This is a genomic window from Streptomyces sp. AK010, assembly GCF_014207295.1.
Lineage (GTDB): Bacteria > Actinomycetota > Actinomycetes > Streptomycetales > Streptomycetaceae > Streptomyces > Streptomyces massasporeus.
This window is the reverse complement of record NZ_JACHCX010000011.1, coordinates 231,608-251,797: the sequence shown is the minus strand read 5'-3', so window position 1 is coordinate 251,797 and position 20,190 is coordinate 231,608. Positions and strand designations below refer to the sequence as shown.

The 20,190-nt window shown below is 70.4% G+C and carries 18 protein-coding genes and 1 pseudogene; 10 read left to right on the top strand and 9 right to left on the bottom strand.

Annotation, left to right across the window (positions count from 1 at the left end):
- Positions 1-173: 173 nt before the first annotated feature.
- The 3 genes from HDC93_RS22440 to ychF all read right to left on the bottom strand — a co-directional run bounded on the left by HDC93_RS22440 (position 174) and on the right by ychF (position 1,994).
- A complete protein-coding gene (locus tag HDC93_RS22440) occupies positions 174-428 on the bottom strand; it encodes a Txe/YoeB family addiction module toxin (protein ID WP_185012649.1) in 255 nt (84 codons plus the stop codon).
- Positions 425-706 (bottom strand): type II toxin-antitoxin system Phd/YefM family antitoxin, encoded by a 282-nt coding sequence (locus tag HDC93_RS22435; protein WP_185012648.1) that lies wholly within the window; start codon positions 704-706, stop codon positions 425-427. Before HDC93_RS22435 ends, HDC93_RS22440 begins: the two co-directional genes overlap by 4 nt.
- A 199-nt stretch (positions 707-905) precedes the next feature.
- Positions 906-1,994: a redox-regulated ATPase YchF gene (gene ychF, locus HDC93_RS22430; RefSeq protein WP_185012647.1), complete on the bottom strand. Its 1,089-nt coding sequence runs from the start codon at positions 1,992-1,994 to the stop codon at positions 906-908.
- A 168-nt stretch (positions 1,995-2,162) separates the two neighbouring features.
- Between ychF and HDC93_RS22425 the strand changes: the two genes are divergently transcribed.
- Positions 2,163-2,756, top strand: coding sequence for a DUF6542 domain-containing protein (locus HDC93_RS22425; RefSeq protein WP_185012646.1), 594 nt, complete (start codon positions 2,163-2,165; stop codon positions 2,754-2,756).
- A gap of 70 nt (positions 2,757-2,826) precedes the next feature.
- On the opposite strand, the gene ppgK is transcribed toward HDC93_RS22425, so the two are convergent.
- Together ppgK and HDC93_RS22415 are read right to left on the bottom strand one after the other, a co-directional pair.
- Positions 2,827-3,573 (bottom strand): polyphosphate--glucose phosphotransferase, encoded by a 747-nt coding sequence (ppgK, locus tag HDC93_RS22420; protein ID WP_185012645.1) that lies wholly within the window; start codon positions 3,571-3,573, stop codon positions 2,827-2,829.
- A 68-nt stretch (positions 3,574-3,641) separates the two neighbouring features.
- Positions 3,642-4,667 carry a 4-hydroxy-3-methylbut-2-enyl diphosphate reductase gene (locus HDC93_RS22415; protein WP_185012644.1) on the bottom strand — a complete coding sequence of 342 codons (1,026 nt, stop codon included), beginning with the start codon at positions 4,665-4,667 and terminating at the stop codon, positions 3,642-3,644.
- A gap of 103 nt (positions 4,668-4,770) precedes the next feature.
- On the opposite strand from HDC93_RS22415, the pseudogene HDC93_RS22410 reads away from it, so the two are divergent.
- The 4 genes and pseudogenes from HDC93_RS22410 (at position 4,771) to HDC93_RS22395 (ending at position 7,878) form a co-directional block, all read left to right on the top strand.
- A pseudogene (locus HDC93_RS22410) lies at positions 4,771-5,615 on the top strand (hypothetical protein).
- 61 nt (positions 5,616-5,676) lie between these two features.
- Entirely contained in the window at positions 5,677-6,885 is a 1,209-nt protein-coding gene (xseA, locus tag HDC93_RS22405; protein ID WP_185012643.1) for an exodeoxyribonuclease VII large subunit, read from the top strand.
- A 9-nt stretch (positions 6,886-6,894) separates the two neighbouring features.
- Entirely contained in the window at positions 6,895-7,140 is a 246-nt protein-coding gene (locus HDC93_RS22400; RefSeq protein WP_185012642.1) for an exodeoxyribonuclease VII small subunit, read from the top strand.
- 147 nt (positions 7,141-7,287) lie between these two features.
- Positions 7,288-7,878, top strand: coding sequence for a malonic semialdehyde reductase (locus HDC93_RS22395; RefSeq protein ID WP_185012641.1), 591 nt, complete (start codon positions 7,288-7,290; stop codon positions 7,876-7,878).
- Positions 7,879-7,935: 57 nt separating this feature from the next.
- Here HDC93_RS22395 and HDC93_RS22390 read toward each other — a convergent pair whose 3' ends face one another.
- Entirely contained in the window at positions 7,936-8,460 is a 525-nt protein-coding gene (locus HDC93_RS22390; RefSeq protein WP_185012640.1) for a DUF4245 domain-containing protein, read from the bottom strand.
- Between the two features lie 126 nt (positions 8,461-8,586).
- Between HDC93_RS22390 and glpX the strand changes: the two genes are divergently transcribed.
- Positions 8,587-9,621, top strand: coding sequence for a class II fructose-bisphosphatase (gene glpX, locus HDC93_RS22385; RefSeq protein WP_030842703.1), 1,035 nt, complete (start codon positions 8,587-8,589; stop codon positions 9,619-9,621).
- A gap of 122 nt (positions 9,622-9,743) precedes the next feature.
- On the opposite strand, the gene HDC93_RS22380 is transcribed toward glpX, so the two are convergent.
- Together HDC93_RS22380 and HDC93_RS22375 are read right to left on the bottom strand one after the other, a co-directional pair.
- Positions 9,744-10,121 (bottom strand): WhiB family transcriptional regulator, encoded by a 378-nt coding sequence (locus tag HDC93_RS22380; protein ID WP_097219911.1) that lies wholly within the window; start codon positions 10,119-10,121, stop codon positions 9,744-9,746.
- Between the two features lie 114 nt (positions 10,122-10,235).
- Positions 10,236-10,955 (bottom strand): DUF1707 domain-containing protein, encoded by a 720-nt coding sequence (locus tag HDC93_RS22375; RefSeq protein WP_185012639.1) that lies wholly within the window; start codon positions 10,953-10,955, stop codon positions 10,236-10,238.
- A 164-nt stretch (positions 10,956-11,119) separates the two neighbouring features.
- Here HDC93_RS22375 and HDC93_RS22370 point away from each other — a divergent pair, with 164 nt between their 5' ends.
- The 4 genes from HDC93_RS22370 (at position 11,120) to HDC93_RS22355 (ending at position 17,755) form a co-directional block, all read left to right on the top strand.
- Complete coding sequence (locus HDC93_RS22370) at positions 11,120-12,790, top strand: fumarate hydratase (protein WP_185012638.1); 1,671 nt, start codon at positions 11,120-11,122, stop codon at positions 12,788-12,790.
- Positions 12,791-13,108: 318 nt separating this feature from the next.
- Positions 13,109-14,512 (top strand): aspartate ammonia-lyase, encoded by a 1,404-nt coding sequence (locus HDC93_RS22365; RefSeq protein WP_185012637.1) that lies wholly within the window; start codon positions 13,109-13,111, stop codon positions 14,510-14,512.
- Between the two features lie 83 nt (positions 14,513-14,595).
- Positions 14,596-15,288 carry a DUF402 domain-containing protein gene (locus HDC93_RS22360; protein WP_185012636.1) on the top strand — a complete coding sequence of 231 codons (693 nt, stop codon included), beginning with the start codon at positions 14,596-14,598 and terminating at the stop codon, positions 15,286-15,288.
- A 322-nt stretch (positions 15,289-15,610) separates the two neighbouring features.
- A complete protein-coding gene (locus HDC93_RS22355) occupies positions 15,611-17,755 on the top strand; it encodes a SpoIIE family protein phosphatase (RefSeq protein ID WP_185012635.1) in 2,145 nt (714 codons plus the stop codon).
- A gap of 68 nt (positions 17,756-17,823) precedes the next feature.
- On the opposite strand, the gene HDC93_RS22350 is transcribed toward HDC93_RS22355, so the two are convergent.
- Positions 17,824-20,112 carry a transglycosylase domain-containing protein gene (locus tag HDC93_RS22350; protein WP_185012634.1) on the bottom strand — a complete coding sequence of 763 codons (2,289 nt, stop codon included), beginning with the start codon at positions 20,110-20,112 and terminating at the stop codon, positions 17,824-17,826.
- Positions 20,113-20,190 lie beyond the last annotated feature (78 nt).

Here is a 20,190-nt window from a genome sequence, read left to right as displayed (position 1 = left end):
CCTCCTGCGCCGACGGCGACAACTGCCGCGCGTCCCCCACCAGTTCACTCACGCAGGGATCAACGACCCAGAACACCTACCGTTTCGGATCAATAGGGCTTTTCGGCAACGCGGCGAGGTGCGGTGCCAGGCCGCGCGACCCGGACGCTCATAGTGAAAGGACCCCTTAGGGGTCAGTAGTGGTAGCGGGCGGCGAGGGTCACGATCTCCTTGTCCGTGACCAGGTACACAAGGCGATGCTCATCGTCGATCCGTCTCGACCACGCCCCCGGCAAGTGGTACTTCAACGGCTCGGGCTTGCCGATCCCCGTGAAGGGGTCACGCTTGACGTCCTCGATGAGCTTGTTGATCCGAGCGAGCATCTTGCGGTCGTTCTTGAGCCAGGACGTGTAGTCCTCCCAGCCCTGGTCCTCGAAGACAAGCCTCACGCGCCACTCTCAGCAACATCCGCCACATCGGGATCGATCAGCGCGCGCTCCGACACATCGACGTTGCTCAGGGCATTCTCGTAAGCCTTGAGCAGTCGCCGCGCATTCGCAGGCGAGCGCAGCAGGTACGAGCCCTCGCGCAGCGCCGCGTAGTCCTCGGCCGAGACAAGCACGGCGTTGCCATGCTTGGAGACGATCTCGATGGCCTCGTGGTCGTCGTTGACCTTCTTGATCAGCGGAAAGAGAGCCTTGCGCGCTTCGCTCGCAGTTATCGACATGAGCTGACTCCCTACATCAAGTGGTACCGAATAACGTACCACTCATGGTCGCCTCACACAGAGCCAATCAGGTGACGGACCACCAGAAAACACAGCACCATCCCACCACGGGACACAGTGAGGGGTCGGCACTCGGAGGAGTCGACCTCACTTGATTTGCATGGTTGTCCGGTCGTCAACGTGCTGCTACTTCATCCGCTCACACGTTGAAGCGGAACTCCACCACATCCCCGTCCTGCATCACATACTCCTTGCCCTCCATCCGCGCCTTCCCCTTCGCGCGGGCCTCCGCCACCGAACCCGTCTCCACCAGGTCGCCGAAGGAGATGACCTCCGCCTTGATGAAGCCCTTCTGGAAGTCGGTGTGGATGACGCCGGCGGCCTCGGGGGCCGTGGCGCCCTTCTTGATGGTCCAGGCGCGGGATTCCTTGGGGCCTGCGGTCAGGTACGTCTGGAGGCCCAGCGTACGGAAGCCGACGTGGGCCAGGGTCGCGAGGCCCGGCTCCTCCTGGCCGACGGACTGGAGGAGTTCCAGCGCCTCGTCCTCGTCGAGCTCGGCGAGGTCCGCCTCCAGCTTGGCGTTGAGGAAGATCGCCTCGGCCGGGGCGACCAGGGCCCGCTGCTCGTTCTTGAAGTCCTCGTCGGTCAGCTCGTCCTCATCGACGTTGAAGACGTAGAGGAACGGCTTGGTGGTGAGCAGGTGCAGGTCGTGCAGGAGCTCCTCGTTGCCGGAGCCCTGGACGATGCCCGCGGAGAACAGCGTGTCGCCCTTCTCCAGGATCTCCTTGGCCTCCTCGACGGCCTTGACCTTCGGCGCGATGTCCTTCTTGATGCGCGACTCCTTCTGGAGGCGCGGCAGGACCTTCTCGATGGTCTGCAGGTCCGCGAGGATCAGCTCGGTGTTGATCGTCTCGATGTCGTCCTTCGGCGAGACCTTGCCGTCCACGTGCACGACGTTCTCGTCCTTGAAGGCCCGGATGACCTGGCAGATCGCGTCGGACTCGCGGATGTTCGCGAGGAACTTGTTGCCCAGGCCCTCACCCTCGGAGGCGCCGCGCACGATGCCGGCGATGTCGACGAAGTCGACCGTGGCCGGAAGGACCCGCTGTGAGGAGAAGATCTCCGCCAGTTTCGTCAGGCGGGGGTCGGGGACACCGACCACGCCCACGTTGGGCTCGATCGTGGCGAACGGGTAGTTGGCCGCCAGCACGTCGTTCTTGGTCAGGGCGTTGAACAGGGTCGACTTGCCGACATTCGGCAGACCGACGATTCCGATCGTGAGCGACACGTTGCGACTTCCCGTGAGTGGAGGGCCAGAGGGCCAGAGGACCGGCCGATCCACCAGTCTACGGCGTGTCCGGAACCACCCGGGCGACGTATCGAACGCTTGGCCAAGCCGCGGCCGACGGCGTGTCTGAAGGCCTATTCGGCATATTGAACGACCTAAGTTGGTGCGGTGGAGCAATACAGGACGCGATCTCCCCAGTACGGACCGCGACGGGACCGGCCCAGGCCGCCCCGGCAACCCGTGCCGTCACAGGCGGGACGGGGAGCGGGGGGCGAGCCCGTGCGTGCGGCCCGGCCGCCGGGGCCGCGGCGCCGTCCGGTGCCGGTACGACGGCCCACGCCCGCTCCGGCACCCGCCGCGCGAGGGCTGCCGAACCCACGGCTGACCGGCCTGGGCAGCGGGCTGTTCTGCGCGGTGGTGATGTTCCTGCTCGGCGCGCTCTGCTCGGCGCTGTTCGGGGCGTCCCTGACGGCGTACGGCGTGCTGTTCCTGCCGGTGAGTGCGCTGACCGCCCTCTGGGTGCGCCGGAGGGACCTGATGACCGCGCCCGTCGTGGTGCCGATCGCGTTCGCCGTGGGGCTGCTGCCCATGGCCGACGGCGAGGACGGGACCGGCGGCACGCTGATGGGCCTGGTGACGGCACTCGCCACGCAGGCAGGCTGGCTGTACGGAGGCACTCTCGTCGCCGGGCTGCTCGTGATCGTGCGGCGGATCCGGCTGGTGCACCGGCGACGGACGGCAGGGGTCCGGCCGCCGGTCTGACCTCTCGCGGTTCGAGGGGGGCGCCGGCCCCAGGCTCCGTCCCCGGGGCGGGCGGCACCTGCGGATGCGGCTAGTGTCCGGCCGCCCGCATCGCCGCGCCCACGATCCCCGCGTTGTTCTGCAGCTGCGCCGGGACGATCTCCGCCTTGATGCCCTCGATGGAGGGCAGGAACTTGTGGGCCTTGCGGCTGACGCCGCCGCCGATGATGAACAGCTCCGGCGAGAACAGCATCTCGACATGGGCGAGGTACTTGGTCACACGGTGCACCGCCCAGTGCTCCCACGTCATGTCGTGGTCCTCGCGGGCCTTGCTGGAGGCCCGCTTCTCGGCGTCGTGCCCGTCGAGCTCCAGGTGGCCCAGCTCGGTGTTGGGGACGAGCACGCCGTCGACGAAGACCGCGCTGCCGATGCCGGTGCCGAGGGTCAGCAGGATGACCGTGCCCCGGTGGTCGCGGCCGGCGCCGAAGTGCATCTCGGCGACGCCCGCCGCGTCCGCGTCGTTGACCACTGTCACCGGCAGTCCGCCCAGCCGCTCGCCGAGCAGCGCGCGGGCGTCGGTGTCGATCCAGCTGTCGTCGACGTTGGCCGCCGTGCGGATCGTGGCTCCGTCGGTGACCACGCCGGGGAAGGTGACCCCGATCGGGCCCGTCCAGCCGAAGTGGTCGACGACCTGCTTGACGCCGTCGGCCACCGCGTCGGGCGTGGCCGGATGCGGGGTGAGGACCTTGTGGCGCTCCTGCGCGAGGTCGCCCTTGTCCAGGTCCACCGGGGCACCCTTGATCCCGGATCCGCCGATGTCCACTCCGAAGATCTGCATGGCCCTACGTTACGACGAACGACTGACAGTCACAGGCCGGACAGCGGTGCTGCCCGGCCTGTCCCCGATCACTCCCCGGAATGTTCACCGGTCCCGGCGCCACCGCGCTCGGCGGCCAGGATCGCGGCCTCCTCGCGCAGGTCGCGGCGGAGCTCCTTGGGCAGGGAGAACGTGATGGACTCCTCGGCCGCCTTGACGATCTCGACGTCCTCGAAGCCGCGCGTGGAGAGGTACTCCAGGACCTGCTCGACCAGGATCTCCGGGACGGAGGCGCCGGAGGTGACGCCGACCGTGGTCACGCCCTCCAGCCAGGCCTCGTCGATCTCGTCGGCGAAGTCCACGAGGTAGGCCTCGCGGGCGCCGGCGATCTTGGCGACCTCGACGAGCCGCTTGGAGTTGGAGGAGTTGCGCGAGCCGACGACGATGACCAGCTCCGACTCGGCGCCCATCTGCTTCACGGCCAGCTGGCGGTTCTGCGTGGCGTAGCAGATGTCGTCGCTGGGCGGGGAGATGAGCTGCGGGAACTTGTCCTTCAGGGCGTCGACGGTCTCCATCGTCTCGTCGACGGACAGGGTGGTCTGGGAGAGCCAGACGACCTTGGAGGGGTCGCGGACCTCGACCTTCGCCACATCGCCCGGGCCGTCGACGAGCTGGATGTGGTCGGGGGCCTCGCCGGAGGTGCCGATGACCTCCTCGTGGCCCTCGTGGCCGATCAGGAGGATGTCGTAGTCCTCGCCGGCGAAGCGGACGGCTTCCTTGTGGACCTTGGTGACCAGGGGGCAGGTTGCGTCGATGGTGGCGAGCTTGCCGCGCTCGGCCTCCTCGTGGACGACGGGGGCCACGCCGTGCGCGGAGAACATGACGATGTTCCCCGGGGGCACTTCCTCCGTCTGCTCGACGAAGATCGCTCCCTTCTTCTCCAGGGTCTGCACGACGTACTTGTTGTGGACGATCTCGTGCCGGACGTACACCGGAGCGCCGTACTGCTCCAGGGCTTTCTCGACGGCGATCACGGCGCGGTCCACACCCGCGCAGTAGCCACGGGGGGCGGCGAGCAGGACACGGCGGCCAGGCGAAGCAGACATGCGTCCCATCGTAAGGCCGCGTTCGGCGGGTCAAAGATCGCGTCCGTGTGGAGCCCCCCGGGAAGACTGACATCGCGCGGCGCGAGTGACGTACAGCGGGAGCGGAGGCGTGATGTCCGAGTCCGGCACGCAGGCCCGTACGGCCGAGCGGGAGCCCGCGCTGCGGCGCAGTCTCGGCTTTCGCGACCTGGTCGTCCACGGACTGCTGTTCACCGCGCCGATGGCCCCGGTGGGGGTTTTCGGCACGCTGGACGCCAAGTCGCACGGCGCGGTCGCGCTGGTCTCCGTCGTCGCCACGGACGCGATGGCGTTCACCGCGTTCAGCTACGCGCAGATGGTCCGGGTGGTCCCCCGGGCGGGTTCGGTGTTCGCCTACGCGCGTGCCGGGCTCGGGAACGGGGGCCGGGTTCGCGGCCGGCCGGATGACGATGCTCGACTACGTCCTGATCCCGGCGGTCGCCTTTCTGTTCTCCGGGGCCGCGACAGCGAGGCGATGGTGCGGCGTTCGCGGCGCTGGCGGGGCAGGCCGCCGCGGGCCGGCTGCTGTTCGCCGTGGGACGTGACCGGCGGCTGCCGCACCTGCTGTCCCGGACGAGCGACGGGGTGCCCCGGGGGGCACTGCTGTGCGCGGCCGTGGTGACCCTGGTGGCGGCGGTGTGGGCGGCCCGCCACGACGACGGCATGGACCAGCTGGTGCCGGTGGTCGACGTGGGCGCGCTGACGGCGTTCACGATGCCGCACGCGAGCGTGGTGGGCTGGTTCGCGGTCAAGCGCCGGGGCGGCCCGGTGATCTGGTGGCGCCATGTGCTGGCTCCGGCGGCGGGAGCGGCGATCACGATCGCCGTGATCGTGGAGGCGTCGGGAACGGCCCAGGTGGTGGGTGCGGTGTGGCTGGTGGTGGGGTTGGCGGTGCCGGCGGTGCAGGGAAGCCGGCGGGCGGTGCCGCCGCCCCCGTGAGGTGCCGGTGCCGGCAGGGTGGTTGAGCCGGGTTGTCGGTGCCGCCCACTACCCTCGCCGCATGGCTGTGAACACGACTCCGGAAGCACCGCTGCCCGTCGGCGAGGTGTCGCGGCTCATCGGGGGCTGGATCGACCGGCTCGGGGCGGTGTGGGTCGAGGGGCAGATCACGCAGTTGTCGCGGCGGCCGGGCGCGGGTGTGGTGTTCCTGACGCTGCGGGACCCGTCGTACGACATCTCCGTCGGCGTCACCTGCTACCGGCAGGTGTTCGACGCCGTCGCGGACGTGGTGAGCGAGGGCGCCCGGGTCGTCGTCCTCGCGAAGCCCGAGTGGTACGCCCCGCGCGGCCAGCTGTCGCTTCGGGCCGCCGAGATACGGCCCGTCGGGGTCGGTGAGCTGCTCGCGCGCCTGGAGCAGCTGAAGAAGGCCCTCGCGCGCGAGGGGCTGTTCGCGGCGGAGCGCAAGAAGCCGCTGCCGTTCCTGCCGCAGTTGATCGGGCTGGTCTGCGGACGGGCCTCGGCCGCCGAGCGGGACGTCCTGGAGAACGCCCGGCACCGCTGGCCCGCCGTCCGCTTCGAGGTGCGCAACGTCGCCGTGCAGGGTGTGCACGCCGTGCCTCAGCTCGTGCAGGCCGTGAAGGAGCTCGACGCGATCGACGACGTGGACGTGATCATCGTCGCCCGGGGCGGCGGCAGCGTGGAGGACCTGCTGCCGTTCTCCGACGAGCAGCTGATCCGGACGGTCGCGCAGTGCCGTACGCCCCTGGTGTCCGCGATCGGGCACGAGCCGGACAGCCCGCTGCTGGACCAGGTCGCCGACCTGCGCGCCTCCACCCCCACCGACGCCGCGAAGAAGGTCGTGCCGGACGTCGGCGAGGAGTACGAGCGGGTGCGGCTGCTGCGGGACCGGGCGCGGCGGTGTGTGGCGGCGCTGGTGGAGCGAGAGGAGCGCGGGCTGGCGCACGCGCTCGCGCGGCCGTCGATAGAGGATCCGCACCGGATGATCGACGTGCGGGCCGGCCAGGTGGCGGACCTGCTCGACCGGGGCCGGCGCTGTCTGCGGCATCAGCTCGACCGCGCCGACTCGGAGCTGACGCACACGCACGCGCGCGTGGTGGCCCTCTCCCCTGCCGCGACCCTGAAGCGCGGGTACGCCGTGCTGCAGAAGGCGGACGGGCACGTGGTCCGCGCCCCGGGCGAGGTGGGGGCCGGCGAGGCCCTGCGCGCGCGGGTCTCCGAGGGTGAGTTCTCCGTACGAGTGGACACATAAGGTGGGTGGATGACCAGCGAGGTTGATGAGACACCGGGCACCGGCGAGGCGCTCGGGTACGAGCAGGCGCGGGACGAGCTGATCGAGGTCGTCCGGCGCCTGGAGGCGGGCGGTACGACGCTGGAGGAGTCCCTCGCGCTCTGGGAGCGCGGCGAGGAGCTCGCCAAGGTGTGCCGGCGCTGGCTGGACGGGGCCCGGGCGCGGCTGGACGCGGCGCTGGCGGAGGAGGCCGCGGGGGACGGGGACGCCGAGTAGCCCTCCGGCGCACCCTGTGTGATCCACGGAAGCCCGCTGTGAAGCGAATCACCACACCCCGAGCTTGATTGAACGTTGAACTTCATTCGCGTACGGTCGAAGACGTCAGCCGATCTTCCGGACCGACCGTCGCGAGAAAGTGCATTCATGTCTCTCGTTCTTGACCCCGCCGCCCAGGACCTGCTGTTCCGCGAGGCCCGATCCGCCAACACCTTCACCGACGAGCCGGTGACCGACGAGCAGGTGCAGGCGATCTACGACCTGGTCAAGTACGGCCCGACCGCCTTCAACCAGACCCCGCTGCGCATCACCCTGGTCCGCTCCCCCGAGGCCCGCGAGCGCCTGGTGGCGCACATGGCCGAGGGCAACCGGCCCAAGACGGCGAGCGCCCCGCTGGTGGCGATCCTCTCCGCGGACAACGAGTTCCACGAGGAGCTGCCGCAGCTGTTCCCGGCCGCCCCGCAGATCAAGGACGTCTTCTTCACCGAGCGCCCGGTCCGCGAGAACGCCGCCGCGCTGAACGCCGCCCTCCAGGCCGCGTACTTCATTGTCGGTGTCCGTGCCGCCGGTCTCGCCGCCGGCCCGATGACCGGCTTCGACTTCGAGGGCGTCCGCAAGGAGTTCCTGGACGACGACCACACCCCGCTGATGGTCGTCAACATCGGCCGCCCCGGCCCGGACGCCTGGCACCCGCGCTCCCCGCGCCTGGAGTTCGACCAGGTCATCACGACGGTCTGAGCCGCCCCCGCGCACATTTGGAAGGCCCCCGGCACCGGGGGCCTTCCTCGCGTGTGTTCACTTCGTCTGCAGCGCCTCGGCCATCTTCGCCAGCTGTGCGAACGACGCGGTGCCCGTCACGACCGTCGTCGAGCCCTTGGTGCCCTCCAGGACCAGCGCGTCGTACCGGCCGCCCTCGTAGCGGGTCCAGGTGCCGTCGCCGATCTTCTCGGTCCTCCCGGTCTTCTGAGCACCCTGCGTCGCCTCGTCGAGGAAGACGGGCCGCCGCTGAGTGGACTGTTCGACCGCCACGTACTCCCCCTCGGGATCGTGGAAGCCGAGGTGCCAGGCGTCGAACTTGTCACCCCGGAAGCGGACGGAGGTGGCCTTCCATGCCTCGGACAGGCCCTGGGGCGCGGCCACGGGGTAGGAGGCCGCGCGGCGTGCCGTGAGCAGTTCGACGCGGTAGTCGACGGCCTTCACGTCGGGCGCACTGTCGTCGTGCGGGATGAAGAGGTACACGAAGCCCGCTACGAGGATGATGACTCCCATGGAGAGGACCATGTCCCGCGCCGTCTTCTGCTTGCCGTTCTCGCCTGCCACGCCCCCTATCGTCGCAGGTCCCTGCCGCGCTCATCCGTGGGGGCCCCTGCTCATTTTGCGGGTTCGGAGATATATTCGGGCGACACACCCTCATCCGGCCGTCGTCGTACAGAAAGGTGCGCTCCGATGACCGAGCACCATCACTTGCCGTCCGAACTCGATGTGCCCTCCGAGGCCCCCGACCGCAACCTCGCCCTGGAGCTCGTCCGGGTCACCGAGGCGGCGGCGATGGCCGCGGGCCGTTGGGTCGGGCGGGGTGACAAGAACGGCGCCGACGGTGCCGCGGTGCGCGCCATGCGCACCCTCGTCTCCACCGTCTCGATGAACGGCGTCGTCGTCATCGGCGAGGGCGAGAAGGACGAAGCCCCGATGCTGTTCAACGGGGAGCGCGTGGGCGACGGCACCGGGCCCGAGTGCGACATCGCCGTCGACCCGATCGACGGCACCACGCTGACGGCGAAGGGCATGACGAACGCGATCGCGGTGCTGGCCGCCGCCGAGCGCGGGTCCATGTTCGACCCGTCCGCCGTCTTCTACATGGACAAGCTCGTCACCGGGCCGGAGGCGGCCGACTTCGTCGACATCAACGCCCCGGTGTCGGTGAACATCCGCCGGGTCGCCAAGGCGAAGCGGTCGGCGCCGGAGGACGTGACGGTGGTGATCCTCGACCGGCCGCGGCACGAGGGCATCATCAAGGAGATCCGGGAGACCGGGGCGCGCATCAGGCTCATCTCCGACGGCGACGTGGCCGGCTCGATCCTGGCGCTGCGCGAGGGCACGGGTGTCGACCTGCTGCTCGGCATCGGCGGTACGCCGGAGGGCATCATCTCGGCATGCGCCGTGAAGTGCCTGGGCGGCACCATCCAGGGCAAGCTGTGGCCCAAGGACGACGAGGAGCGGCAGCGGGCGATCGACGCGGGGCACGACCTCGACCGCGTGCTGACGACCGAGGACCTCGTCACCGGCGAGAACGTGTTCTTCGTGGCCACGGGCATCACCGACGGGGAGCTGCTGCGGGGGGTTCGCTACCGGGCGGAGACCGCCACGACCGACTCGATCGTGATGCGGTCGCGGTCGGGCACGGTCCGCCGGATCTCCTCCGAGCACCGCCTGAGCAAGCTGCGTGCCTACAGCGCGATCGACTTCGACAAGGGCAAGTAGCCCCCGGGCGAAGCAGGCCGGCACCCGAGCGGGGCGCCGGCGCCACGAAAGGGCGTCCCCGGTGCGGTGGGGACGCCCTTTCGTGGCGCGCTCGGTGGTGCTCGTTGCGCAGTGCTGGGCCGTCAGCCTGCCGCCGCTATCTGGTCCGCCGGGCGGGCCGTCTTCTTCAGCTCCATGTCGCGGCGGCGGCGCCGGGCCAGGACCACGCGGCGCTCGGCGGCGGTGAGGCCGCCCCAGACGCCGTAGGGCTCGGGCTGGAGCAGGGCGTGTTCGCGGCACTCGACCATCACCGGGCAGCGGGCACAGACCCGTTTCGCGGCCTCCTCCCGGGACAGCCGCGCGGCGGTCGGCTCCTTGGAGGGGGCGAAGAACAGTCCGGCCTCGTCACGCCGGCACACCGCCTCGGTGTGCCACGGGGCGTCTTGGTCCCTGTCTCGCGCTGGCACCCGCGGGGCCGGAACGGCAGCTACCTGCACGGACGAATGCGGCGGTTGCAGCACGGTCTACTCCTGACGACGGCTTCGCGAGCGAGAGACGATGCAGCAAGGCCTACCCGCTGTGCGCGCGCCTATGCACTGAGTTCCGAACCGCCGGATCCGGGGGATTCGCGACTGTCAATGCCCCAGGTGTCTGCGCAAACTCCTGTCGACCTTGCGGTGCACCCGGTCCAGGATGTCCGCCACGACCTTGCCCCGCTTCGGCCGCGCCTCGACGCTGCCGAGGACGGCCCAGCCGTCGACGTAGACGATGGGGGCCTGCGGTTCGCCCGAGTCGAGGGTGGCCACCTCGAAGCTGCCGAGGACGCCGCCTCCCGTGCCGCGCAGCGACACGTTCTCCGGGACGCGGATGTCGACGTTGCCGAAGATCGCGAACGACTTGACGACGACCTGCTGGTGGTCGAAGAGGGCCTCGCTGAGGTCTATCTCGACACTGCCGAAGATCGCGTACGCGTGGATCCGGCGGCCCGCGCGCCAGCGGCCCTTGCGGACGGCGCTGCTGAAGACCGCGACCACGTTGTCGTCCGCGTCGATCGGGATGGCGCCGGCCGTGGGGCGCAGGGGGGCCGGGGCGTGGACGGGGCCGGGACCCTGGCGGTGGGCCGCGGGCAGATCCCGGATGAAGACCTCCAGCTCGCCGACGGTCTTGGCGCGCAGCACCCCCTCGACGCGCTCGGCATGCTCGTCCGCGGTGAGGCGGCCCTCGGCCAGGGCGTCGTGCAGGATGTCGGCGATGCGGTCGCGCTCGGCGTCGGAGGCGCGGAGCGCTGCATCGGAGGCGCGGAGCGCGGCGCCGGCGGGCTCCTGCTTCTGAAGGTCCTGCTTCGAGAGGTCCACGGCAGCAGCGTACCGAAACACGATAGATCGCGACACCCCTGGTTCGCGGCCGAGTGTGACGAACTGAGCCTTACCTCACAAGCTCGCCGTCAGCGGCAGGTTCTACGCTGGTTGGCGCCCGCCAACGGAGGCGGGCCGCGTCTGTCGAGTGAGGAATGGGCGAGATGCCTGAGTTCGCGTACACCGATCTGCTCCCCCAGGGAGAGGACACCACCCCGTACCGGCTGGTGACCTCCGAGGGTGTCTCCACGGTCGAGGGGCCGGACGGGCGGACCTTCCTCCAGGTGGAGCCGGAGGCGCTGCGCAAGCTCGCCGAGGAGGCCATCCACGACATCCAGCACTACCTGCGCCCGGCCCACCTCGCGCAGCTGCGCCGCATCATCGACGACCCCGAGGCGTCGTCCAACGACAAGTTCGTGGCGCTGGACCTGCTGAAGAACGCGAACATCGCCGCTGCCGGCGTGCTGCCGATGTGCCAGGACACCGGAACCGCGATCGTGATGGGCAAGCGCGGGCAGAACGTGCTGACGCGGGGCGGTGACGAGGAGGCCCTGAGCCGCGGCGTCTACGACGCGTACAAGAACCTGAACCTGCGCTACTCGCAGATGGCCCCGCTCACCATGTGGGACGAGAAGAACACCGGCTCCAACCTGCCCGCGCAGATCGAGCTGTACGCGGCCGACGGCGGCGCCTACAAGTTCCTCTTCATGGCGAAGGGCGGCGGCTCGGCCAACAAGTCGTTCCTGTACCAGGAGACGAAGGCCGTCCTGAACGAGTCCTCCATGATGAAGTTCCTGGAGGAGAAGATCCGTTCGCTGGGGACGGCGGCCTGCCCGCCGTACCACCTGGCGATCGTGGTCGGCGGCACGTCCGCCGAGTACGCGCTGAAGACCGCCAAGTACGCCTCCGCGCACTACCTGGACGAGATCCCGGCCGAGGGTTCCGAGCTCGGGCACGGGTTCCGGGACAAGGAGCTGGAGGAGAAGGTCTTCGAGCTGACGCAGAAGATCGGCATCGGCGCGCAGTTCGGCGGCAAGTACTTCTGCCACGACGTGCGCGTGGTGCGCCTGCCGCGGCACGGCGCGTCCTGCCCGGTCGCCATCGCCGTGTCCTGCTCCGCCGACCGCCAGGCCGTCGCGAAGATCACCGCCGAGGGCGTCTTCCTGGAGCAGCTGGAGACGGACCCGGCGCGCTTCCTGCCGGAGACGACCGACGAGCACCTCGACGAGTCCTCCGACGTGGTCAAGATCGACCTCAACCAGCCGATGGACACGATCCTCGCCGAGCTCACCAAGTACCCGGTGAAGACCCGCCTGTCCCTCACCGGCCCGCTGGTCGTGGCCCGCGACATCGCGCACGCCAAGATCAAGGAGCGGCTGGACGCGGGCGAGGAGATGCCGCAGTACCTGAAGGACCACCCGGTGTACTACGCCGGTCCGGCCAAGACGCCCGAGGGCTACGCGTCGGGCTCCTTCGGCCCGACCACGGCCGGCCGGATGGACTCCTACGTGGAGCAGTTCCAGGCGGCGGGCGGCTCCAAGGTGATGCTGGCCAAGGGCAACCGCAGCAAGCAGGTCACGGCCGCGTGCGACGCCCACGGCGGCTTCTACCTCGGCTCCATCGGCGGCCCGGCCGCCCGCCTCGCCCAGGACTGCATCAAGAAGGTCGAGGTCGTCGAGTACGAGGAGCTCGGCATGGAGGCCGTGTGGAAGATCGAGGTGGAGGACTTCCCGGCCTTCATCGTGGTCGACGACAAGGGCAACGACTTCTTCCAGGACCCGGCGCCGGCGCCGACCTTCACCTCGATCCCGGTGCGGGGCCCCGGGCTGGCGTAGTACCTCGGGGCGGCGGGAGAGGGATTTCGCCCCCGCCGCCCCTACCCGTCCCATCCCATCCCGTCCTATCCCGTCCCATCCCATCCCCAGGGACTGCCGCCCCTTCGGCCCCGTTCCCAGGGGCCGGAGGCCCCAGGTCCGCCATCGGCCCCTGATGGGCCTCATCCTCGAACGCCTCACGGGCTTGGCGCCGGCCCCTACGTTCACCTCCATTCCGGTACTCGGTCCCGTACTCGCCTGGCGACGGCGGTGATGATTCGCCTCCACGGGGAACAGTGGTCGCGGCGCGGACGCTGTGACACGTGGAGGTGATCGTCGATGACCGACGAGCAGGACAGGACCGAGTACCGCACCGAGCACGACTCCATGGGCGAGGTGCGGGTGCCCGCGCACGCCAAGTGGCGGGCGCAGACCCAGCGGGCCGTGGAGAACTTCCCCGTCTCCGGGCAGCGCATCGAGCGCGCGCACATCGAGGCGCTGGCCCGGATCAAGGGGGCGGCGGCCAAGGTCAACGCCGAGCTGGGGGTCCTGGACAAGGACATCGCCGGGGCGATCCAGGAGGCCGCCGGGGAGGTCGCCGAGGGGAAGTGGGACGAGCACTTCCCGGTCGACGTGTTCCAGACCGGGTCCGGCACCTCGTCCAACATGAACACCAACGAGGTCATCGCCACCCTCGCGAGCGAGCGCCTGGGCAGCGGCGTGCACCCGAACGACCACGTCAACGCCTCCCAGTCGTCCAACGACGTCTTCCCCTCCTCGATCCACATCGCCGCCACGGCCGCCGTGACGCGCGACCTCGTCCCGGCGCTGGCGCACCTCGCCGCCTCGCTGGAGCGCAAGGCAGCGGAGTTCGCCGACGTCGTGAAGTCCGGCCGGACGCACCTCATGGACGCCACGCCGGTGACGCTGGGCCAGGAGTTCGGCGGGTACGCCGCCCAGGTGCGGTACGGCATCGAGCGGCTCGAGGCCTCCCTCCCCCGGCTCGCCGAACTGCCCCTCGGCGGCACGGCCGTCGGCACCGGCATCAACACCCCGCCCGGCTTCTCCGCCGCCGTGATCGAGGAGGTCGCCCGCACGACCGGGCTGCCCCTCACCGAGGCGCGGAACCACTTCGAGGCGCAGGGCGCCCGGGACGGCATCGTCGAGACCAGCGGGCAGCTGCGCACCATCGCGGTCGGGCTGACGAAGATCGCCAACGACCTGCGCTGGATGTCCTCCGGGCCGCGCACGGGCCTGGCCGAGATCGCCCTGCCCGACCTCCAGCCCGGCTCGTCGATCATGCCGGGCAAGGTGAACCCGGTCATCCCGGAGGCCGTGCTGATGGTCGCCGCCCAGGTCGTCGGCAACGACGCCACCGTCGCCGCGGCGGGCGCCGCCGGGAACTTCGAGCTCAACGTGATGCTGCCCGTCATCGCGAAGAACGTGCTGGAGTCGGTCCGGCTGCTCGCCAACGTGACCCGGCTGCTCGCCGACCGGACCGTCGACGGCATCACCGCGAACCGCGAGCGGGCGCGGGAGTACGCCGAGTCGTCCCCCTCTGTCGTCACGCCGCTCAACAAGTACATCGGCTACGAGGAGGCCGCGAAGGTCGCCAAGAAGGCCCTGGCCGAGCGGAAGACGATCCGTCAGGTCGTGCTGGCCGGCGGATACGTGGAACGCGGCGATCTGACCGCGGAGCAGCTCGACGAGGCCCTGGATGTCCTGCGGATGACACACCCGTGACGAAGGGACGCGTTCGTGTGCCCGGCGCGTGAACCGTGACACGCGCCGCAGCGTCGTATGCCTACGGCACCTAATATCTGTTCATGGCAGACGGTGGAGCGATGAGACGCGTGGAAACGGGTGGTGCGGCAGGCTTCTGGGAGCCCGGGAGCCGGATCCTGTGGCGGTACCGGGAGAACGGCGGCACGCATGTGCACATCGCACGCCCCGTGACCGTCGTCCGGGACGACGCCGACCTGCTCGCCGTGTGGCTGGCGCCCGGCACCGAGTGTGTGAAACCCGTGCTCGCCGACGGTACGCCCGTGCATCTGGAACCGCTGGAGTCGCGCTACACCCGACCGCGGACCGTGCAGCGCGACCGGTGGTTCGGCACGGGTGTGCTGAAGCTGGCCCGGCCCGGCGAGCCCTGGTCGGTGTGGCTGTTCTGGGAGCCGGGCTGGCAGTTCAAGAACTGGTACGTGAACCTGGAGGAGCCGCTCACCCGTTGGGCGGGCGGCGTCGACTCCGTCGACCACTTCCTGGACATCTCCGTCCATCCCGACCGCAGGTGGCACTGGCGGGACGAGGACGAGTTCGCCCAGGCCCGGCGGGACGGGCTGATGGACGATCGACAGGCGGAAAGGGTACGGGCGGCGGGGCGGGACGCGGTGGAGGTGATCCGCACCTGGGGGCCGCCGTTCTCGGAAGGCTGGCAGCACTGGCGCCCGGATCCGTCCTGGGCGGTACCGTCACTGCCGGAGGACTGGGATCGTACGTCCGCGCATGTGTCCTCATGAGACCCTTGATGCGCCCCCGGGCAAGAAACGTAGGATCGTCCTCCGCAAGGGCGCGCGGCGGCAACTACCCGAACACGCGCTGGGCTTGACCGATCGTCACCGAGGGGCGGCAGGACGTGAGCGAGGGGTACGAGGGCAACACCGGCGGGGCCTGCGCCACGGGCCCCAGGGGCCGTCGGACGGCCCCTGGGGGCCGCAGACGGTCCGCCGGTGGCACAGGAACAACCTCTGACCACGCGGGAATTCCGTTCCTGGGGCACGTAATCCGGGTATCGGAGTTTCGGCGGGACCACCTGCGCGCGCGGCGCGCAGCCCCGGACGGATGGATTCGACACGCGTGACGGAGCAGCCGACCTCGTTCGAACGCCCCCAGGCGGGCGTGGACCCCGTGGATCCCCGCGGGGCGTTCGTGCATACCCCGACACCGGCGCGTGCGCCCGGCGCCGGCGCCTTACCGGTACAGGGCCGCCCCGGCGGCGATGTCACCGTTCCGGTCACGACGGCACACAGCACGCCGGGCACGTCGGAGCCGGGCACCTCCACGCCGTTCGGCAAGGGCAAGGACACCGTGAGCGACCCCGCCTTCGAGCACGCCCAGCCGGGTGCCGAGCAGACCGCCGAGCGCGACACGCCTCGGCCGCGCCCCGCCCCCGAGGGCATTCCGGTCCAGCCGGCGGACGAACAGGACCGGCCCGGGATGAGCACCGACGGGCAGGAGCGCCGCAGCGGCCAGGGCCTGCCGCCCGGCCGGCCCACGCCCATGCGGCGGGACGGCGACCGGCTGAGGTTCGTGGGGGCCGCGACGAGGCGGATCGCCCGCGGCATCGACCTCGACGAGATCGTGATGGGGCTGTGCCGGGCGACCGTGCCCACCTTCTCCGACGCGATCCTGGTCTATCTGCGCGACCCGCTGCCCGTCGGCGACGAGCGGCCCACCGGCCCGCTGGTGCTGCGGCTGCGCCGCACCGACCGGATACCGGCGGAGCGCGACACCGAGAACGGTTTCCAGCCGGCCGCGCAGCCCGAACCGAACGAGCTGGACACGGTCGGGGCGGAGCTGTGCGAGGTGCGGCCCGGCAGCGCGCTCGCCGAGGTGCTGCGCGGAGTACGCCCGGTCTTCACCGACGCCCCCGCGGCCCGCGCCGCGCTGCCGGAGCTGCTGGGTGACGGCGGCGCGTTCGCCGTGCCGGACGGACAGCGCGCGATCCTCGCCCCGCTGCGCGGCCGGCGCCGGGTCATCGGTGCCGCTCTGTTCCTGCGCCGCCCCGAACGCATCGCGTTCGAGGCCGACGACCTCCTGGTGGCCGCCCAGCTCGCCACGCACAGCGCCCTCGGCATCGACAAGGCCGTGCTGTACGGCCGCGAGGCCTACATCGCGGACGAGCTGCAGCGCACCATGCTGCCCGAGACGCTGCCCCGCCCCACGGGCGTGCGGCTGGCCTCCCGCTATCTGCCGGCCGCCGAGACGGCCCGGGTCGGCGGCGACTGGTACGACGCGATCCCGCTGCCCGGCAGCCGGGTCGCCCTGGTCGTCGGTGACGTCATGGGCCACTCCATGACGTCGGCCGCCATCATGGGCCAGCTGCGCACCACGGCCCAGACCCTCGCCGGCCTCGACCTGCCGCCGCAGGAGGTCCTGCACCACCTCGACGAACAGGCCCAGCGCCTCGGCGTGGACCGCATGGCGACCTGCCTCTACGCCGTGTACGACCCGGTGTCGCACCGCATCACCATCGCCAACGCCGGTCATCCGCCGCCCGTCCTGCTCCACCTGGGCGGCCGGGCCGAGGTGCTGCGCGTGCCCGCCGGTGCCCCGATCGGGGTCGGCGGCGTGGACTTCGAGGCCGTGGAGCTGGACGCGCCCGCCGGTGCGACCCTGCTGCTCTACACCGACGGCCTGGTCGAGTCGCGGCTGCGCGATGTGTGGACCGGCATCGAGCAGCTGCGGGAGAAGCTCGCCGCGGTCGCCCAGCTCACCGGGCCGGACCATCCGCCGCCCCTGGAAGCGCTGTGCGACGAGGTGCTCGACATGCTCGGCCCGGGTGACCGGGACGACGACATCGCGCTGCTCGCCGCCCGTTTCGACGGGATCGCCCCCAGCGACGTGGCGTACTGGTTCCTGGAGCCGGAGGACGCCGCCCCGGGCCGTGCCCGCCGGCTGGCCCGGCGTGCGTTGCAGCGCTGGGGCCTGGAGGAGCTCAGCGACTCCGTCGAGCTGCTCGTCAGTGAGGTCGTCACCAACGCCGTGCGGTACGCCTCGCGGCCGGTGACGCTGCGTCTGCTGCGTACGGACGTGCTGCGCTGCGAGGTCGGCGACGACGTGCCGCAGCTGCCGCGGCTGCGCCAGGCACGCGCCACCGACGAGGGCGGGCGCGGGCTGTACCTGGTGAACCGGATGGCCCGGCGCTGGGGCGCGACCCGGCTCAGCACGGGCAAGGTGGTGTGGTTCGAGCTGAACCGCGGCTGACGAGGCCGTACGGACGAGGCGAAGGGCGCCCGGTGTGCACCGGGCGCCCTTGCGCGTCTCTGGTTCGGCTACTCGTCGTCGCCCGGCCTGACCGGCTCGAACGGGTCGCCTCCGTCACCCGGCGGTGTCGTCTGCGGCGACGTCGGCGGGGTGAGGGTGGGCGGTGTCGTAGACGGGGACGGCGGCGGAGACGACGAGGGCTTCTCCGTCGTCGGCGGCGGGGACGACGACGGCTCCTCGGTCGTCGGCTCCTCGGTCGGCTCCTCGGTCGGCGTCTGCGAGGGCGTCGGCGTCCAGGTCGGCTGGACGGCTGCGCCCTGCTGGGTGTCCAGGTCGAACTCGTCGACGTCGCCCATCACACCGAAGGTGTACGCCGCCCAGATCTGCGCCGGGAACCCGCCGCCGTTGACGCGGGGCTCGCCGCCCGCCTTGTACATCGGGACCTGGGCGTGGGTCTTGGCGTCCTCGCCGAACAGACCGACCGAGGTGACAAGGCCGGGCGTGTAGCCGGTGAACCAGGCCGACTTGTTGTTGTCGGACGTACCCGTCTTGCCCGCGACCTGCTGGCCGTTGCGGCGGGGGTTGTTGGCCACGGACGTCTGGGCGGTGCCGTCGTCGACCACGCCGGTCAGCACCGAGGTGACCGAGTCGGCGGCCTCGCGGCTGATGACCTGGTCGCCGACCGGGTCGGGCATGGTGACGTTCTGGTTGAGGCGCTCCGCCGACTTCACGAGGGCCGGGGTGACCTTCTTGCCGTGGTTGTCGAGGGTCGCGTAGACACCGGCCATCTGCAGGGGGCTCGCGCCCATGCTGCCCAGGGTCTGCGCGGGCACGGCCTCCATGTTCTCGGTGTCCATGCCGAGCTTGCCGGCGACCTTGACCACCTCGGACATGCCGACGTCGACGCCCATCTGCGCGAAGACGGAGTTGACGGACTTGTTCATCGCCGTCTGGACGGAGATCGGGCCGTAGTCGCGGTCGTCCTCGTTCTCGGGGGCGAAGCCGACCTTGGTGCCGTTCTCCACGACCTGGCGCTTGCTGGTGCCGTCGTAGACCGTGTTCGCGGTGATCGGCTTGCCGCTCTGCGTCTTCGCCCGCGCCTCCAGGGCCGCGGCCAGGATGACCGGCTTGAAGGTGGAGGCGGGCTGGTAGTCGGCGCGGGTCGCGTTGTTCATGTAGTGCTTGAAGTAGTCCTCGCCGCCGTACATCGCGACCACCGCGCCGGTCTTGGGGTTCACGGACGCGGCACCGGCCTGGACGTCTCCGTCGACCTTGCGCTTGCCGGGGTCGAGCTTGCTGTTCAGCTGCCGCTGGACGGACTTCTCCAGCGCCGCCTGCTTCTTCTTGTCGATGTTGAGCGTCAGGGTCCAGCCGCCGGCGTTGACCAGTGCCTCGGCCTCCTTGGCGCTGTCGGCGGTGCCGTCGGCGACGAGCTGCTTCTCCAGCGCCGAGTTGGCCGCGTTGACCAGGTAGCCCTTCTGGCCCTCCATGCCGGGGGCGGGCTTGGGCTCCTCGGGCACCGGGAACTTCGCCCCGGCCCGCTCGGACGCGCTCAGCCAGCCCTCTTCGACCATGTTGTCCAGGACGTAGTTCCAGCGCGCCTTCACCAGCTTCTTACCGTTCTCCGAGGCGACGGCCCAGTCGTACTGGCTGGGGGCCTGGAGCAGCGCGGCGAGGTAGGCGCCCTGCGCGACGGTGAGCTTCTCGGCGTCCTTGCCGTAGTAGGCCTGGGCGGCGGCCTGGATGCCGTAGGCGTTGCGGCCGTAGTAGCTGGTGTTGATGTAGCCGGCGAGGATGTAGTCCTTGGACTTCTCCCGGTCCAGCTTCAGCGAGATGACCAGTTCCTTGAGCTTGCGCGAGACGGTCTGTTCCTGCGTCAGGTAGTAGTTCTTGACGTACTGCTGGGTGATCGTCGAACCGCCCTGCGCGCCCCGGCCGGAGACCGTGTTGAACAGGCCCCGGGCGGTGCCCTTGAAGTCGACGCCGACGTCCTTGTAGAAGGTCTTGTTCTCGGCCGCGACGAACGTCATCCGCACCTCCTTCGGGACGCGGGACAGATCGACGTTCTCGCGGTTGACCTTGCCGTCGCGGGCCATGATCGAACCGTCGCTGTACTTGTAGATGTTGCTCTGCCGCTTGGCGTCGGCGTTCCCCTCGGGGATGTCGATCACCATGTACAGCACGATGAAGGCGCCCATGCCCAGCAGGCACAGGCCGAGGAAGGTGCCGAGGATCTTCTTCCAGGTGAAGAGCCTGCGTATGCCGCTCTTCCCGGCCGCGGCCGACGAACGGTGGCTCTTGGGTGCCGCCCGGCGCCCACCGCGCTGTCGGGCGCGTCTTTCTTCCGCTCGTCCCATGAGTCCGATCTGCTCCGCTTCGTTCATGTGTGCTCACATGTCACACAGGTTCGCCGCTCAGGTCAGCTCAGAAAGCTA